This window comes from Streptococcus pneumoniae (assembly GCF_001457635.1).
Taxonomy (GTDB): Bacteria; Bacillota; Bacilli; order Lactobacillales; family Streptococcaceae; genus Streptococcus; species Streptococcus pneumoniae.
On sequence record NZ_LN831051.1, the window covers coordinates 2082167 to 2099191 of the forward strand.

18 protein-coding genes are annotated in these 17025 nt (G+C 39.9%); 7 read left to right on the forward strand and 11 right to left on the reverse strand.

What is annotated here, in order from left to right; all coding sequences use genetic code 11:
- Window positions 1–109 precede the first annotated feature (109 nt).
- Genes blpA through blpC form a run of 3 tightly spaced genes read left to right on the forward strand, consistent with a single transcriptional unit; the run spans window position 110 to window position 3847 of the window.
- A complete protein-coding gene (gene blpA / locus AT689_RS11025; RefSeq protein ID WP_000205159.1) occupies window positions 110–2263 on the forward strand; it encodes a peptide cleavage/export ABC transporter BlpA in 2154 nt (717 codons plus the stop codon).
- A gap of 10 nt (window positions 2264–2273) precedes the next feature.
- The gene (gene blpB / locus AT689_RS11030) at window positions 2274–3635 is read left to right on the forward strand and encodes a peptide export ABC transport accessory protein BlpB (RefSeq protein ID WP_001069064.1); all 1362 of its coding nucleotides are present in this window, start codon (window positions 2274–2276) and stop codon (window positions 3633–3635) included.
- A 56-nt stretch (window positions 3636–3691) separates the two neighbouring features.
- Complete coding sequence (blpC, locus tag AT689_RS11035) at window positions 3692–3847, forward strand: quorum-sensing system pheromone BlpC (protein ID WP_000358812.1); 156 nt, start codon at window positions 3692–3694, stop codon at window positions 3845–3847.
- 43 nt (window positions 3848–3890) lie between these two features.
- Here blpC and AT689_RS11040 read toward each other — a convergent pair whose 3' ends face one another.
- Genes AT689_RS11040 through AT689_RS11050 form a run of 3 tightly spaced genes read right to left on the reverse strand, consistent with a single transcriptional unit; the run spans window position 3891 to window position 6325 of the window.
- Window positions 3891–5231 (reverse strand): sensor histidine kinase, encoded by a 1341-nt coding sequence (locus AT689_RS11040; protein ID WP_001099894.1) that lies wholly within the window; start codon window positions 5229–5231, stop codon window positions 3891–3893.
- A 13-nt stretch (window positions 5232–5244) separates the two neighbouring features.
- The gene (locus AT689_RS11045; protein WP_001219137.1) at window positions 5245–5982 is read right to left on the reverse strand and encodes a response regulator transcription factor; all 738 of its coding nucleotides are present in this window, start codon (window positions 5980–5982) and stop codon (window positions 5245–5247) included.
- 4 nt (window positions 5983–5986) lie between these two features.
- The gene (locus tag AT689_RS11050) at window positions 5987–6325 is read right to left on the reverse strand and encodes a LytTR family DNA-binding domain-containing protein (protein ID WP_000682136.1); all 339 of its coding nucleotides are present in this window, start codon (window positions 6323–6325) and stop codon (window positions 5987–5989) included.
- 276 nt (window positions 6326–6601) lie between these two features.
- Here AT689_RS11050 and AT689_RS11055 point away from each other — a divergent pair, with 276 nt between their 5' ends.
- Entirely contained in the window at window positions 6602–6931 is a 330-nt protein-coding gene (locus AT689_RS11055) for a hypothetical protein (protein WP_000132583.1), read from the forward strand.
- Between the two features lie 167 nt (window positions 6932–7098).
- Here AT689_RS11055 and AT689_RS11060 read toward each other — a convergent pair whose 3' ends face one another.
- Both AT689_RS11060 and AT689_RS11065 read right to left on the reverse strand, forming a co-directional pair.
- A complete protein-coding gene (locus AT689_RS11060; RefSeq protein ID WP_000653768.1) occupies window positions 7099–8148 on the reverse strand; it encodes an ABC transporter permease in 1050 nt (349 codons plus the stop codon).
- Window positions 8145–8876 (reverse strand): ABC transporter ATP-binding protein, encoded by a 732-nt coding sequence (locus AT689_RS11065; RefSeq protein ID WP_000889923.1) that lies wholly within the window; start codon window positions 8874–8876, stop codon window positions 8145–8147. The genes AT689_RS11060 and AT689_RS11065 overlap by 4 nt, the downstream gene beginning before the upstream one ends.
- 67 nt (window positions 8877–8943) lie before the next feature.
- Between AT689_RS11065 and AT689_RS11070 the strand changes: the two genes are divergently transcribed.
- The 3 genes from AT689_RS11070 (at window position 8944) to AT689_RS12955 (ending at window position 10187) form a co-directional block, all read left to right on the forward strand.
- Window positions 8944–9354, forward strand: coding sequence for an HIT family protein (locus AT689_RS11070; protein WP_001278301.1), 411 nt, complete (start codon window positions 8944–8946; stop codon window positions 9352–9354).
- 9 nt (window positions 9355–9363) lie between these two features.
- Entirely contained in the window at window positions 9364–9651 is a 288-nt protein-coding gene (locus AT689_RS11075; protein WP_000777760.1) for a hypothetical protein, read from the forward strand.
- 161 nt (window positions 9652–9812) lie between these two features.
- Window positions 9813–10187, forward strand: coding sequence for a hypothetical protein (locus tag AT689_RS12955; RefSeq protein WP_001845059.1), 375 nt, complete (start codon window positions 9813–9815; stop codon window positions 10185–10187).
- A 321-nt stretch (window positions 10188–10508) separates the two neighbouring features.
- Here AT689_RS12955 and dnaJ read toward each other — a convergent pair whose 3' ends face one another.
- From dnaJ to AT689_RS11105, 6 genes are all read right to left on the reverse strand, one after another.
- Window positions 10509–11645: a molecular chaperone DnaJ gene (gene dnaJ / locus AT689_RS11080; RefSeq protein ID WP_001836079.1), complete on the reverse strand. Its 1137-nt coding sequence runs from the start codon at window positions 11643–11645 to the stop codon at window positions 10509–10511.
- A gap of 204 nt (window positions 11646–11849) precedes the next feature.
- A complete protein-coding gene (locus AT689_RS11085; protein ID WP_000115730.1) occupies window positions 11850–12203 on the reverse strand; it encodes a hypothetical protein in 354 nt (117 codons plus the stop codon).
- Between the two features lie 12 nt (window positions 12204–12215).
- Window positions 12216–14039 carry a molecular chaperone DnaK gene (gene dnaK, locus AT689_RS11090; protein WP_000034662.1) on the reverse strand — a complete coding sequence of 608 codons (1824 nt, stop codon included), beginning with the start codon at window positions 14037–14039 and terminating at the stop codon, window positions 12216–12218.
- Window positions 14040–14518: 479 nt separating this feature from the next.
- On the reverse strand, window positions 14519–15043 hold the full coding sequence (gene grpE / locus AT689_RS11095; RefSeq protein ID WP_000046031.1) for a nucleotide exchange factor GrpE: 525 nt from the start codon (window positions 15041–15043) through the stop codon (window positions 14519–14521).
- Window positions 15044–15069: 26 nt separating this feature from the next.
- Complete coding sequence (gene hrcA, locus AT689_RS11100; protein WP_000255776.1) at window positions 15070–16104, reverse strand: heat-inducible transcriptional repressor HrcA; 1035 nt, start codon at window positions 16102–16104, stop codon at window positions 15070–15072.
- Window positions 16105–16267: 163 nt separating this feature from the next.
- Entirely contained in the window at window positions 16268–16777 is a 510-nt protein-coding gene (locus tag AT689_RS11105; RefSeq protein WP_001088691.1) for a DUF2812 domain-containing protein, read from the reverse strand.
- Window positions 16778–17025: the final 248 nt, after the last annotated feature.

Here is a 17025-nt window from a genome sequence, read left to right on the forward strand (position 1 = left end):
ATCACTTTTTTACCATTCAGGAAATTTCAATGACTATTCAAGATTTTATAAAGCACGAAATTGTTTTTATGTCATAATAGAGCTATCCACTATATGAAAGGAATTGCCAATGACTTCTTATAAACGTACATTTGTTCCTCAAATAGATGCTAGAGACTGCGGTGTTGCTGCCTTAGCCTCGATTGCTAAATTCTATGGTTCAGATTTTTCTCTAGCTCACTTGAGAGAACTTGCAAAGACCAATAAAGAAGGGACGACTGCTCTTGGCATTGTAAAAGCCGCTGATGAAATGGGCTTTGAAACAAGGCCTGTTCAAGCAGATAAAACTCTCTTTGACATGAGTGATGTCCCCTATCCATTTATCGTTCACGTTAACAAAGAAGGAAAACTCCAACATTACTATGTTGTCTATCAAACAAAGAAAGACTATCTGATTATTGGTGATCCTGACCCTTCTGTAAAAATCACTAAAATGTCAAAAGAACGCTTTTTCTCTGAATGGACTGGAGTAGCTATTTTTCTAGCTCCCAAACCCAGCTATCAACCCCATAAAGATAAAAAGAATGGTCTACTAAGCTTCCTTCCTCTGATTTTCAAACAAAAATCTCTCATTGCTTACATTGTTCTCTCAAGCTTATTGGTCACTATTATCAATATCGGTGGTTCTTATTATCTCCAAGGAATCTTGGATGAATACATCCCAAATCAGATGAAATCAACTTTAGGAATCATCTCAGTTGGTCTGGTTATCACCTATATCCTCCAACAAGTCATGAGCTTTTCCAGAGATTATCTCCTAACCGTTCTGAGCCAGAGATTAAGCATTGATGTGATTTTATCCTATATTCGCCATATTTTTGAACTTCCCATGTCTTTCTTTGCGACACGTCGTACAGGAGAAATCATTTCACGGTTCACAGATGCTAACTCTATTATAGATGCCTTGGCTTCTACCATTCTTTCTCTTTTTCTGGATGTTTCTATTCTGATTCTTGTAGGGGGCGTCTTACTGGCACAAAACCCTAATCTCTTCCTCCTTTCTCTTCTTTCCATTCCTATATACATGTTCATCATCTTTTCTTTTATGAAACCTTTCGAAAAAATGAACCATGATGTCATGCAAAGTAATTCTATGGTTAGCTCTGCCATTATCGAAGATATCAACGGGATTGAAACTATAAAGTCGCTCACGAGTGAAGAAAATCGCTATCAAAATATAGACAGCGAATTTGTAGATTATTTGGAAAAATCCTTTAAGCTCAGTAAATATTCTATTTTACAAACGAGTTTAAAGCAGGGAACAAAATTAGTTCTGAATATCCTTATCCTATGGTTTGGCGCTCAATTAGTCATGTCGAGTAAAATTTCTATCGGTCAGCTGATTACCTTTAACACACTTTTTTCTTACTTTACAACTCCTATGGAAAATATTATCAACCTCCAAACCAAACTCCAATCTGCGAAGGTCGCTAATAACCGTTTGAACGAAGTCTATCTAGTCGAATCTGAATTTCAAGTTCAAGAAAACCCTGTTCATTCACATTTTTTGATGGGCGATATTGAATTTGATGACCTTTCTTATAAGTATGGTTTTGGACGAGATACCTTAACAGATATTAATCTCACGATTAAACAAGGAGATAAGGTTAGCCTAGTTGGAGTTAGTGGTTCTGGTAAAACAACTTTAGCCAAAATGATTGTCAATTTCTTTGAACCCTACAAAGGGCATATTTCCATCAATTATCAGGATATTAAAAACATTGATAAAAAAGTCTTGCGCCGTCATATTAATTACCTACCCCAACAAGCCTATATCTTTAATGGCTCTATCTTGGAAAATTTAACCTTGGGCGGTAATCATATGATTAGCCAAGAAGATATTCTAAGAGCTTGTGAATTAGCTGAAATCCGTCAAGACATTGAAAGAATGCCTATGGGCTATCAAACTCAGCTCTCTGATGGAGCTGGTCTATCAGGAGGACAAAAGCAACGAATCGCTCTCGCTCGTGCTCTTTTAACTAAAGCTCCTGTTTTAATACTAGATGAAGCTACTAGCGGTCTTGATGTCTTGACTGAGAAAAAGGTTATAGATAATCTTATATCCCTAACTGATAAAACCATTCTCTTTGTAGCCCATCGTCTCAGTATAGCCGAACGAACTAACCGTGTCATTGTTCTTGACCAGGGGAAAATCATTGAAGTTGGTAGTCACCAAGAGTTAATGCAGGCGCAAGGCTTCTACCATCATCTATTCAATAAATAAGGAGAATGTCATGAATCCTAATCTTTTTAGAAGTGTCGAGTTTTATCAGAGACGTTACCATAACTATGCGACAGTGTTCATTATACCTCTTTCATTACTATTTACTTTCATCTTGATTTTCTCCCTTGTTGCCACAAAAGAAATTACTGTTACTTCCCAAGGAGAAATCGCCCCTACAAGTGTCATTGCATCTATTCAGTCGACCAGTGATAATCCTATCCTTGCTAATCATTTAGTGGCAAATCAAGTAGTTGAGAAAGGTGACTTACTCATCAAATACTCTGAAACAATGGAAGAAAGTCAGAAAACTGCCTTAGCAACTCAATTACAAAGACTTGAGAAGCAAAAAGAAGGACTTGGAATCTTGAAACAAAGCTTAGAAAAAGCGACTGATCTTTTTTCTAGCGAGGATGAGTTTGGCTACCATAATACCTTTATGAATTTTACTAAACAATCCCATGATATTGAACTGGGTATCTCAAAGACTAACACTGAAGTTTCAAATCAAGCTAATCTTACCAATAGCAGTTCATCAGCCATCGAACAAGAAATTACAAAAGTTCAACAACAAATTGGAGAATATCAAGAGTTGAGAGATGCTATCATAAATAACAGAGCACGCTTACCAACTGGCAATCCGCACCAGTCAATTTTAAATCGTTATCTTATAGCCTCTCAAGGACAAACACAAGGAACGGCAGAGGAGCCATTTTTATCTCAAATTAATCAAAGTATTGCAAGTCTTGAATCATCTATCGCAAGCCTCAAAATTCAGCAAGCTGGTATCGGAAGTGTAGCAACTTATGATAATAGTTTAGCAACCAAAATTGAAGTACTCCGCACTCAGTTTTTACAAACAGCCTCACAGCAACAACTAACCGTGGAGAATCAATTAACAGAATTAAAAGTACAACTAGATCAAGCGACACAGCGCTTAGAAAATAATACCTTAACCGCTCCAAGTAAAGGTATCGTTCATCTGAACAGCGAATTTGAAGGTAAAAATAGAATTCCAACTGGTACAGAAATTGCTCAAATATTCCCTGTCATCACAGATACAAGAGAAGTACTAATCACTTACTACGTATCATCTGACTATCTCCCCTTACTAGATAAAGGACAAACTGTAAGATTAAAACTGGAGAAGATTGGAAATCACGGCACCACCATCATCGGCCAACTTCAGAGTATTGATCAAACTCCTACCAGAACAGAGCAAGGCAATCTCTTTAAATTAACCGCTCTTGCAAAACTATCTAACGAGGATAGTAAACTCATCCAATATGGCTTACAAGGTCGCGTCACTAGTGTAACTACAAAGAAAACATATTTTGATTATTTCAAAGATAAAATTTTAACCCATTCTGATTAATTTTCAGATAACACTCTATAACTATTTATTATCTTATCAAAAAGGAGAATCATAACATGGATAAGAAACAAAACCTAACTTCATTTCAAGAACTAACAACTACCGAACTCAACCAAATTATAGGTGGAGGATGGTGGGAAGATTTCTTATATAGATTTAATATAATTGAACAAAAAAATACAAAAGGATTTTATCAGCCAATACAACTATAAAAAAACAAGACCAAGAGAACGCACTCTCGGTCTTATTTTTTCTTCATTCTATATGTATTACAGTAAGTACCTGACGAAAAACGTGATCTTGGCAGGTGGTATTGAGACTGGTATTGGGATGACTTTCCACAATTTTCATAACGGTATAGAGACCAACTCCTCTCTCCTCCCCTTTAGAACTTGCTCCAAAGGAGAAGATTTCAGAAATATCGATTCCCTCTTCTTTGATGGAATTTTCAATGATAAAGGTCTCCTGTGCTCCATTTTTAAAAAAGGCAATTGAAACATGAGGTTGACAGGCTTCTACACTAGCTTCAATAGCGTTGTCACAAAGGATAGACACAACGGTTAGAAAATCAAGTAGACTCACCCCCTCTACCTGAATCTCCTCTGGAACTTCGACATTAAAGACAATGTTCTTATCTCTAGCTTTTATAAATTTTCCAGCTAGGAGACTTTTGAGGGCACGATCCCGAACATTCACCAATCGGCCAAGGTCATATTTATTGTCCTGCAATTTTTCACTAGAATCCTTTAAGACCGAGTCGTAGATCTCTTTTATCTGCTCCATATCCTCCTCTTCAATGCCCAGACGTAAGCTAGTCAAGAGGTTGGTGTAGTCATGGCGAAAACTCCGTACTTCCTTATAAAGCTCCTCTATATGCCGACTATACCGCTCCATCTCTCTGTAGCGCAAGTCCTGCTCTTGGTTCAGTCTCTCATGGAGTTTGTCCTTCAAATAGGTATCCAATTTCTTGATAATCCCCATAAAAAAGAGCAGGTAAAAGACTAGGATGAGATGGCGAACAGTCGTTGATTGAATCCCCTGTTCATATTCAAAGTAAGACAGATTTTGTATCACCAAATAGTAAGCCCCCATTATCCAGTTAATCTGAGTCAGGGACTTTTGAAAATCTTTATCGAGAATCCCCTTTCTCAAGCTAGTGAAATCATAGTCCAACCATTTCAAAAAAGCTAGAGAAATGAAGAAATTGAAAATTATTATACATAACCAAATAAATGAGTAGTCATCATATACTTGCCCTTGTCCCAAAAATGGAAGCACAAAATAGGAAACACCTCTATAAAAGAGATTCACTAATATCATTGGAAAGAGACCATAAAAGAGAAGGAGTTTTTTAGGAAGTTCTCTTAACAATAAGAAAGATAAGCCTATGCCGTACAAGGGTTCCATAAAATAAGATAGGTAAACATTTCCTACCATATAGCCAAGCATTCCAAAAACAACGGCCAACAGTATCTTAAAAAGAAAGGCCTTAAAAATCCTCTCAAAAGTGAGACTAATTCCATCTACCTTAAAGAATATGACAATTTTTAATCCGTGAGTAACAAGTGTATACAACAATATCCAAGCAACATTCATAAACTCTCCTAGCTCAGTGTAAGTTATTAATAGCCTCAGACACTTCCCTGACCTTATAACGCGCGATTAGACAACTTCCACCATTGGGAAAGAAAAGCAGTTTTTCTTTCTTATCTAAATGCACCACATTGGCAGGATTGATGAGAAAAGAGCGATGGCACTGCAAGAGACGAGGCTCCTGCTTGAGAACCTCCTCTAGACTCGCTGTAAATTCCAGCCTGTCTGTCTTGGTATAGAGAATAACACGATGGGGTCTTGTGGACGTTTCGAGATAGTAAACCTCTTTAAAAGGATACTGGAATTGAGCAAATTTTGATTTAAAGTAAAAGCAATCTTCCGCTAGACTTTTACTGTCTTGACCATTGGCATAGAGGAGGGCTGTCTCGATACGAGATTCAAACTCCTCTGCCGAAAGGGCCTTATCAATATAATCCAGAGCAGACACTTGGTAGCGAAAGGACAGGGGCATAAACTCCGAGTGAGTCGTCACAAAGACAATCAGGGCATACGGATCCCGATCCCGAATCTTTCTAGCCACTTCCAGACCCTTCATCTCCTCATTTCGAATCTCAATATCCAAAAAGAATAGCTGATGGGCCCCCTTCTCATGCACCTCTGCCAGCAATTGATCTGGCTTACCAAAAACTTCAAAAGAACTCAGAGTGATATGATGTTCCTTCAAGAGTTTCTCAATCGTCGTTTCAATTCTAGTCTGTTGGGAAAAATCATCTTCTAAAACAAATATTCTCATCTTCTTACTCTCCTTCTTTCAACCATTTTTGACGAATTTCTCTATAGCGACGTCTGGCATACTTGACAGCGTATTGACCTTCTTCTCCAAGAAAAAGGATTCTTTCTTGAAAATCAATCGATTTTACTTTATCAAGATTGACCAAACAATTTCGATGACATCTCATCAAGGTTTCCCCATATTGGTTCTCAAGATTACTTAAATTTTGAACCATATTAAAACTAGCCTCTTCTGTAACAATCTTTACAGTATGGGCTTTAGTTGGATGTGTTTGGATATAGTAGACATCGTCGACGTTTACTTTATAGACTGTTTTCTGTGTCTGAATAATCATATGTTTCATTGGATTCTCCTCCTAAGAAAAGAATAACAGAAAAAATCTAACACAAGCACACCCAATCCTAAACAGTCTTTGAAAGCTCCTAAAAGAATTATTTTTCTACAATATCATGATGAGCTTACCACTATTTTATCATAAAATTCACTCAGCGCAATTCAAGACATTTCAATGACAATTAAAGATTTAAAGGCGAAAAAGGAGATAAAAGTGATAGACTGACAGTATCAAAACACAGTTGCTAGAATCAAGACTGGCACCCAGATTAGAGGAGGAATTCTCATGACAGATACAGACCCTATCAAAAGAGCTCAGACTTTGATTACTGACTTAAACAAAGCCTATCAAGCATGCAAACAGGCAACCGCTGACGACGTCCGCTTTCAGGAGCAATTAAACTCTATTCTTGGTTTTCTAGCCAAGGCTGAAACAGTGGATAATCGATTCTTGATTGAATTGGAAAAATTTTACCAGACTTCCAGTCTTCTCATGGGACTCAGCGCTCTTGATCCAGATGCTCCAACTCGCGCCGCTTGGCGGGCCTATGACCGCTTCCACTTTGACCAAGTCAAGACCAAGTTAATACTCAATGAGAATCAAAGAGCAAACTAGGAAGCTAGCCGCAAGCTGTACTTGAGTACGGTAAGACGACGCTGACGTGGTTTGAAGAGATTTTCGAAGAGTATAAGTCTCTACGGACCAACCATTATCCTGTAGTAACAAAAAAGAAGTTGAGACAGACTGAACTCAACTTCTTTTTTAGTGTCGTATCAGCAATGTTAGTCCTGCATCTGACGTTTTACCTGATAAGGCAAATACAAGACTAGTAAAACCAAACCAGCTCCTAGTAAGGCTAGAAGGGCTAGTTTTTCTTGGAAGGTAATCAACCCAACAACTACTTCCACAAGTAAAACAAAACTGGTCAATCCTCGAACTACCTCCTGTAAGCCTTTTTCCTTTTGCCCCTTGTCCAGCGGAAAGAGTTGGGTCAAATACTGGTAGTCAAAGGCATGATAGAGGGCCAGCAACTGGAAGAGCAAGAGGTAGTTAAAGAGAACTACCACTGCTGTCGCAATCCAAGCTTGCTCGATAAAAACCTGCGCCAGTACGGAAAGTAAGAGAAGACGAAGACTGAGAGCAAAGAGGTCGCCATTTCGCAGATAAGAACGCAGATAGAGATTTTGCCAAATCTTCCCAGGCACCTTCTGAACAGCCTTTAAGATAAAGTCCAGATAGGCACGACGCTTGACACTGTTTGAAATTCCCTTGACCTGCGTAAAGAGGGCAAAGAAACGAAGCAAGACTTGCTTACGCTTGCTTTCTTGAGAAATAAGATAGTCCCAGTCCAGTCCAGTTTCAGTGAAAAATTTGCTGGCCTTTTGACGAAAGTGGAAATATTTTCCTACCCCCAATAAAAGCACATAGAGCAGAAAAACTGGCAAGCCATAACCCATTGCTAAAAACAAGGGCGCAAATAACAGCAAGAAAAGGGTCTGTACAAAGAGCCAAAAGACTAGGGAAATGCCAGTTTGACGCTTGAGATGGAGCTTGATTTCCTCTTCTCCAACTAAGAGAAAGAGCTTGTCTGGAGCCTCCATATAGGTGGCAATTCCTCCCCAAAGTAAAAGTAAAACAGACGTAATTCCTACAAACAAAAGGATAGGCCAATGATTTTCAGGAAAATGTTGTAAGAGTTGACTGTACTGGTAGGCTAGAAAGCCCAACAGGACAAGCAGGAACAAGACAAAGTGGTCATTGAGCACATAGCGCAGATAACCAAGACACTCCTTACGAAAGGCCTGCTTTCTCTTTAAAAACAAGTCTTTCATAGATCCTCCTCTTTGGTCAGAGCCAAGTAAATATCATTCAAACTAGCCTCAGGCATATCAAAGGCTTCACGTAGTTGCAGGAGATTGCCTTTGGCACGCACCTCTCCCTTGTGAAGAATGACAAAGGCATCACACATCTTCTCCGCCGAATCCAGCACGTGGGTACTCATGAGAATAGACTTGCCCTTTTGCTTCTCCACTTCCAAAAGCTGAATCAAATCAGAAATAGCCAGCGGATCAAGACCAAGGAAAGGCTCATCCACGATGAAAAGACTTGGATCCACCACAAAAGCACAGATAATCATGACCTTCTGCTTCATCCCTTTTGAAAAATGAACAGGGAACCAGTCTAATTTCTGTTCCAAACGGAACATTTTTAACAAGGGCTCTACTCGTTCGAAAGCCACTTTTTGCTCAATACCGTAAGCCATAGCAACCGTTTCGATATGCTCTCTGAGGGTCAATTCCTCATACAGACTAGGCGTCTCAGGAATGTAGCCAATCTGCTTGCGGTAGCTAGTCGCATCTCCTTGCAGAGTCAGGCCATTGATATTGATGGAGCCACTATAAGGTGCCAACAGACCGATAATCTCATTGATCGTCGTTGATTTCCCAGCACCATTGAGACCAATCAAACCGACCAACTGCCCACTTTCAACAGTAAAGGACACATCTTTCAAAACAGGAACATGAACATAGCCACCTGTCAGGTTTTTAATTTCTAACATATTTTCTCCAAATCTGGTATAATGTAGCTATATTATATCAAAATTCAGTACAGTAGAGGTAGATTTTATGTCAGATTGCATTTTTTGTAAAATCATCGCAGGGGAAATTCCTGCTTCAAAAGTATATGAAGATGAGCAGGTCCTTGCCTTTCTTGATATCTCTCAAGTAACACTAGGACACACCTTGGTCGTGCCAAAAGAACACTATCGCAATCTTTTGGAGATGGATGCTACGAGCGCCAGCCAACTCTTTGCCCAAGTACCAAAAGTAGCTCAAAAAGTCATGAAAGTCACTAAGGCTGCTGGTATGAATATCATTTCCAACTGTGAAGAAGTCGCTGGTCAAACAGTTTTTCATACTCACGTTCACCTTGTGCCTCGCTACAGTGCTGACGATGACCTCAAGATTGATTTTATCGCCCACGAACCAGACTTTGACAAACTTGCTCAAGTCGCTGAAACCATCAAAAACGCTTAAGGAGTTGCTATGAAATTATCCAACCTACTGCTATTTGCAGGAGCTGCAGCCGGAAGTTATCTGGTTACAAAAAATCGCCAAACCATCACAGATGAAGTCTTGAATACCACTGACCGCGTTCAAGCTATCAAGGACGATGTGGATATTATCCAAAACAGCCTGCAAATCATTAACCAGCAAAAAGAACTTATCAAGGAATACCAAGAAGACTTGACTTACAAGTTTAAGGTCTTGGAAAAGGATATCCAGACTAGACTAGCTGTGATAAAAGAAATGCAGGGAACTGAAGATAAGTAAAAAGAGCCCCCCGGCTCTTTTTTAAAACGTAAACAAGTTATAGTGAATTGAATTTAGAATAGCACACTATAGTTTCTAAAGCATTGTTAGAGATTACTTTAAAATCCTCTTATCAATTTGTTCATATTCTATTTCAATCTATTATATATATCCCATCAACTATGCATCATAATTTAGGTAACTCATACTCAATAAAAATCAAAAAGCAAACTAGAAAGCTAGGCACAGACTGCTCAAAACACCGTTTTAAGGTTGTGGATAGAACTGACGAAGTCAGCTCAAAACACTGTTTTGAGGTTGTAGATACGACTGACGAAGTCAGCTCAAAACACTGTTTTGAGGTTGTGGATAGAACTGACGAAGTCAGCTCAAAACACTGTTTTGAGGTTGTAGATACGACTGACGAAGTCAGCTCAAAACACTGTTTTGAGGTTGTGGATAGAACTGACGAAGTCAGTAACCATACCCATGGCAAGCCGACGCTGACGTGGTTTGAAGAAATTTTTGAAGAGTATCATTCACCATTTCACAACTAAATCGAAGACTTTCTGCCGTAATGAAAACACCTGAAACAGCTTGGTTTCAGCTGTCCGGAAACTTTAAGACTTAGGTTCAAAGTTTAGGTATGGAACTTCGAAGGAGGTCGCTACCGTCCGTCATTACTTAGGAAAGTCTTAAAAAATCTATAAAGTAAAAAGAGCCCGACAGCTCTTTTTGTTTATACTCAATGAAAATCAAAAAGCAAACTAGGAAACTAGCCACGGGCTGCTCAAAACACTGTTTTGAGGTTGTAGATACGACTCACATATATACGGCAAGGCAACGCTGACGTGGTTTGAAGAGATTTTCGAAGAGTATTATTCTCCATCAAAGGCATCTTTTATATGGTCAAAGAAGCCTTTTTTCTTTGGATTTACTTTCAAGTCACCAGCAGTCGCGAATTCTTTCAAGGCTACTTTTTGGCGGTCGTTCAAGCCTGTCGGTGTTACGACATTAACAGTAACGTATTGGTCACCAACTGCACCGCCACGAAGGCTCGGTGCCCCCTTACTACGTAGGCGGAATTTCTTACCAGTCTGAGTTCCCTCTGGAATAACCAATTCAACATCACCGTGAACAGTTGGAATATCTACTGTATCACCAAGAGCCGCTTGGACAAAGTTGAGGTTGAGATTGTAGAAGATAGTCGTTCCTTCACGTTCAAACTTGTCGCTAGCTTCTACAGAAACTACTACATACAAGTCACCATAAGGTCCACCGTTAAAGCCTGCTTCACCTTGACCAGCGAGGCGAATTTGTTGACCTGTTTCCACACCAGCAGGGATTTTCACATGTACGCTATGAGCTTGTTTCTCATGACCTGTTCCATGACAGGTTGTACATGGATATTTGATTTCTTTTCCTCGACCGTGACAGACATCACAGGTTACTTGGCGACGCATCATACCAAGAGGAGTCTGCGTATCGACGTTAATGACACCAGCGCCATGACAGCGTCCACAAGTGACTGGACTTGTCCCTGGCTTAGCACCAGAGCCATTACATGTACGACAGCCAGCTTCACGATGATACTTAACTTCCTTCTCAGTTCCGAAGATAGCTTCTTCAAATGTCAAATTGACACGATACTGGAGATCATCTCCTTGGCGAGGAGCGTTTGGATTGCGCGAAGAACCGCCTCCGCCGAAGAAACTTGAGAAAATATCCTCAAAACCACCGAAGCCACCTGCCCCATTGAAACCACCGAAACCACCAGCTCCACCAAAACCACCATTGGCGCCTGCAGCACCATACTGGTCATAGGCAGCACGTTTTTGGTCGTCACTCAAAGTCTCATAGGCTTCTTGAACTTCCTTGTACTTGTCCTCAGCACCAGGCTCCTTGTTGATATCTGGGTGATATTTTTTGGAAAGCTTACGATAAGCCTTTTTGATCTCGTCTGCCGAAGCGTTTTTTGACACCCCCAGACGATCATAAAATTCAGTATTGTTCATACAAGATACCAAGACCGTAAAATTCGACTGAAAAATAGGAAATCTGACGCTGGAGCGACGCTCCTAGACAGATTTCTCTTTTTTCCGAGAATTTAGGTCGGGTTCAATTCCTTTCTTTTATATTGATGAGATAATACTCCAGCCACTCGGCCCTATCCCTTTTTACCGAAAAACAGAGGCTGGGTTGCAACCTCTGTGGTTAGATTATTCATTTGAAATAAAAATGGTTGTATTATCTCTAGTAGTAATCTTCAAAGACCTTTTAGCTAAATCAAACTCAAATTTATTATAGTGTGGGTCTTGTGTTTTATATAGGTGTAACTCCTGACATATATGATCCGAAAAGTAAATCATAACATCTTTAAACACAGAAGTGTAGTCATATTTACTCTTACCAACAGCTACTTCTGTAAATTCTTTATAAATGACATTTCCATTTCTTTCCACAGTCACCAGCATTTCTGTTGGATTATAATCCAAATTAAATAATTCTTCAAAAAACTTTATCTTTTCATGATAATCTGCAATGTCAGAAAGATTATTTTTATTAACACTCATAACACTAGCCCCTTATTTTTCCGTAAACTCTCCGTCTACGACGTCATCGCCTGCGTTTCCTGTTGCTTGTGCGCCTTCTGCTCCTTCTTGAGCTTGTTGCGCTGCTGCGGCTTGTTCGTAGAGTTTAACAGCAAGTCCTTGAGCTTTTTCGTTCAATGCTTCAAGTTTCGCTTTCATGTCGTCCAAGTTGTTGTCTTCTTGAGCTTTCTTAAGGTCATCAAGGGCAGCTTGGGCAGCGTCACGTTCTGCGTCGAAGCCTTTACCTTCAGTTTCCTTGATTGTCTTTTCAGTCGCAAAGATTGCTTGGTCTACTTCATTACGAAGGTCTACTTCTTCTTTACGTTTCTTATCGGCTTCAGCGTTTGCTTCTGCATCTTTCATCATGCGGTCGATTTCTTCGTCAGTCAAACCTGAGTTCGATTGGATGACAATAGTTTGTTCTTTTTGAGTTCCAAGGTCTTTGGCCTTAACAGACACGATACCGTTCTTGTCGATGTCAAATGTTACTTCGATTTGAGGAATTCCACGAGGTGCAGCTGGGATATCAGTCAATTGGAAGCGTCCAAGAGTCTTGTTATCTGCTGCCATTGGGCGTTCACCTTGAAGAACGTGGATATCAACGGCTGGTTGGTTGTCTGCTGCTGTTGAGAAGACTTGTGATTTAGATGTTGGGATTGTAGTGTTGCGATCGATAAGTTTTGTAAATACTCCACCCATTGTTTCGATACCAAGTGACAATGGCGTTACATCAAGAAGGACAACGTCCTTGACATCACCAGTAATCACACCACCTTGGATAGCCGCACCCATAGCAACTACTTCATCAGGGTTTACTGATTTGTTTGGTTCTTTACCAGTTTCAGCTTTAACAGCTTCAACAACGGCAGGGATACGAGTTGAACCACCAACAAGGATAACTTCGTCGATTTCTGACAAGCTCAAACCTGCATCTGAAAGGGCTTGACGAACTGGAACTTTTGTACGTTCAACAAGGTCACGAGTCAAATCATCAAATTTCGCACGAGTCAAAGTCATTTCCAAGTGAAGAGGTCCAGCCTCACCTGCAGTGATAAATGGCAAGCTGATTTGTGTTGAAGTTACACCAGAAAGGTCTTTCTTCGCTTTTTCAGCCGCATCTTTCAAACGTTGCATTGCCATCTTGTCAGTAGACAAGTCGATACCGTTTTCTTTCTTGAATTCTGCTACCAAGTGGTCAATGATTTTTTGGTCAAAGTCGTCACCACCAAGTTTGTTGTCCCCTGCAGTTGACAATACGTCGAAGACACCGTCACCCAATTCAAGGATAGAGACGTCGAATGTACCACCACCAAGGTCAAATACCAAGATTTTTTCTTCTTTATCAGTCTTGTCCAAACCATAAGCAAGAGCTGCTGCAGTTGGTTCGTTAACAATACGTTCTACTTCAAGACCAGCAATTTTACCAGCGTCTTTTGTTGCTTGACGTTGAGCGTCGTTGAAGTAAGCCGGAACTGTGATAACAGCTTTGGTTACTTTCTCACCAAGGTAGTCTTCAGCGTAGCCTTTCAAGTATTGAAGGATCATAGCTGAGATTTCTTGTGGAGTGTATTCTTTTCCATTTGCAGAAACTTTTTCAGAAGTTCCCATCTTAGATTTGATAGAGATAACTGTATCTGGGTTTGTGACTGCTTGACGTTTTGCAGCATCACCAACGATGATTTCTCCGTTTTTGAATGAGACTACAGATGGAGTTGTGCGGTTTCCTTCTGGGTTTGCGATGATTTTGCTTTCAGTTCCTTCAAGAACTGCAACTGCTGAGTTTGTTGTACCTAAGTCAATACCGATAATTTTAGACATGTGTTTTTCTCCTTGTTAGTTAATTTTCTATTTTTCTTTTTGATACTCTTCTTAAGTGGCGACGCCGTCAGAGCTTGACTTCGTCAATCTCTTTGACTAAACTTTGAGCCTAAGGTCTCAAAATTTGCGCAAATAGCGCCACGGCGAAGAGTATCGTGTTTGGTTCGCTTCGCTCACTATTACAAAGCCAAACATATTTTATCTTTCTTCATAGTTTATTGTCGTTTCGGACAAGTTTTCTATTATGTAAATTGCGACACGAAGAGTCGAAATCGATTTTATTTCGACGACGAGTTAGTAAGGAAGCTAGGCAAACGCCATAGCGATTGCCGTTTTCTGACGAGTTGCTTTAGCTACCGTCAGAATTGCCGAATCGAACACGCCCTAAGCTCTGAGTAAAAAAGATAGATTTTCTTGTGTTCATCGAACACTTCGTTAATCTCCTATTTTTACTGCGAGCTTTTTACGGGCTTTGTATCTTAGTTATACACCACTACCATTGCTGGGCGTAGGATGCGGTCATGGAGTTTGTAGCCTTTTTGAAAGACTTGAGCGATGGTATCTACTGGGTGTTCATCGTCTGCTGGGAGAGTTTGGATGGCCATATGGTAGTTATGGTCAAATTCGCCATCTGCTGCGATTTCTTCAATTCCTTCTTCTTTCAAAGCGTGAATCAAGCTTTCTTGCACCATCCCCAAGCCCTTCTTCACATCATCTGTCAAACCTTCAACTGCAAGTGCACGCTCAAGGTTGTCAAGAGATGGTAAGATTGCTTTTGCCAAGTCCTGGCTACGATAACGTTGCAAGTTTTGACGTTCTTCATTGGCACGGCGTTGGATATTTTGCATTTCTGCATGAGCGCGAAGATATTTGTTTTCGAACTCATCTGCACGTTCATTTGCCAAGTCCAACTCAGACTTTTCAGGAGTTGTTTCTTCAGCTGTTTCCACAACTTCCTCTTCTTGAACTTCTTCTACTTCTTCATTTTTTATATCTTGGGCCATGTTCGCCTCCTTTAATGATTTCAATCTTAATGTACTTCGTAATGATTACTGCTGAGGTAGCGGTAAAAATCTGTCAACTTCATGGTCAAAACACGGTTGACCACATTGATTTGATTGATTAGCTGTTGGTAATCCAGATTAACTGGACCGATAATGGCTAGAATTCCAACTCCCCGATAAGGAATGAGGAACTTACTACTAATCACCGCTAGGTCAGCTAAACAGGACTCTTGACCGTCTGCAATACGAACATTTTGCATCTGATCCTCACGCAACCCCTCACGAATCTCCAAGGCCACCTTTTGCGGTTGGTCAAAGAACTGATAGGCTGCTAGATTGGCAAAATTCAAGAGATTGACCTTGCCCGCCATCACAATGTTTTCGTTGAACATTTCCTTAAAGATGTGTTCAAAGAAATCGATGACATTATCCGTTGTTGTAAAGTAACGCTGGATAATCTGCGGAATCTCCGTCCGAATCTTGTAGTGAATATCTAAAACGGTGTGACCGAGGAAACGTTCCTGAATGATGCTCTTCAGTTTCAGCAAATCCTCCTGCAAGAAGTTCCTTGGAATCAGAAACTGACTAGTAACCGTTCGCGACTCGTCTAGGGTAAATACCGCCAAGGCTGTATGTTGCCCCAAAACAACGATATCAAAGGCTGTCAAACGTTGCCTGCTCGGCTCAACATCCAGTGCCACTACCGTACAGCCACTCAGGTCTGTTAGCAAGTTAGCAGCCTCTTGCAGAATATCCTCCAATTTGAAGAATTCCTGATCAAAGGCTTTGACAATCTCATATACCTCATTTTCAGCCAGCCGGTGAAAATCCAGTGAGTGTTTCACATAGTACTGAAAACCAGCAACACTTGGCATCCGACCGCTTGAAGTATGAGCCTTCTCAAGCAACCCTTGTTTTTCTAGTTCCGCCATGTCATTACGAATGGTTGCACTGCTAGAGTTAATAGACTCTTGCAAGGCTTTTGATCCGACAGGTTCGTGCGTTTTGGTAAAGATGTCAATAATCAGATTTAAAATATCCTGCTGACGCTCTGTAACCATCTCATCACTCCTCTCTGTCTGATCAATTAGCACTCAATGCATCCAAGTGCTAACTTATGATTCTATTATACACCCTTAGAAGAGAATGTCAAGACAAAAACTCAAAAAATTAGCACTCTTTTATCAAGAGTGCTAAAAATCAATCTGAAGACCTAGAACCTTGCTATTCATCTACTCGGTATTTCCTTTTTAGTCTGAAATAACCATGAATTAGATAAGAAATCAGAAAAGCATATAAAACAAAAATAAGAAAGAAAGACATAGAAAGATCCTCTCTAAACAAACTCGTACAAACAACAAGACCACCTAAGAAAGTAGCTGTACAGGAACGAAGTCTAGATCGCATAACTTCCCATTTGAGCCCCTTACTCATATAGACTTGATCCTCTGGAAGTAAATCAGAAGACGATTTACGAAGAATCGAACAAGAACCTGCTCCTATCAATTCCCAACCTCTATCTCTAAAATCTTGCAGTTCATGCTTATATTTTTTAAGAAATCTAGAATCATAGATACGGTAGATGACATCGTCTGGTTGACATTGGTCAAAATAGAACAAACCAAAACGACTCGTTCTATACCTCCAACCTTTCAAATGCATCTCATGTAAATATTCTTCTTTCTTGTCCAAATCAACAATGGTGAAAATCCGAAATTCTACTCTGCTATTCATTGTCTTACCCCAAAATTAGAAAACATGCCTAGCGTTATTTATTAGATAATTCTTTCCACTTTTGACTCAATCTCCAAAAAATATAAGAAATCTGAATCGCAAAAACTATCAATAAAACCCAATCTATTATGAAAATCAAAAACACTTCCCAACTGAAAGAACTACCTCCAGTGACAAACTTTGAGAAAAACGGTAGTAGAGCTAAAAAGAGAAGCAAAATAGGAAGCATCCGCATTGTTAAAATCCGT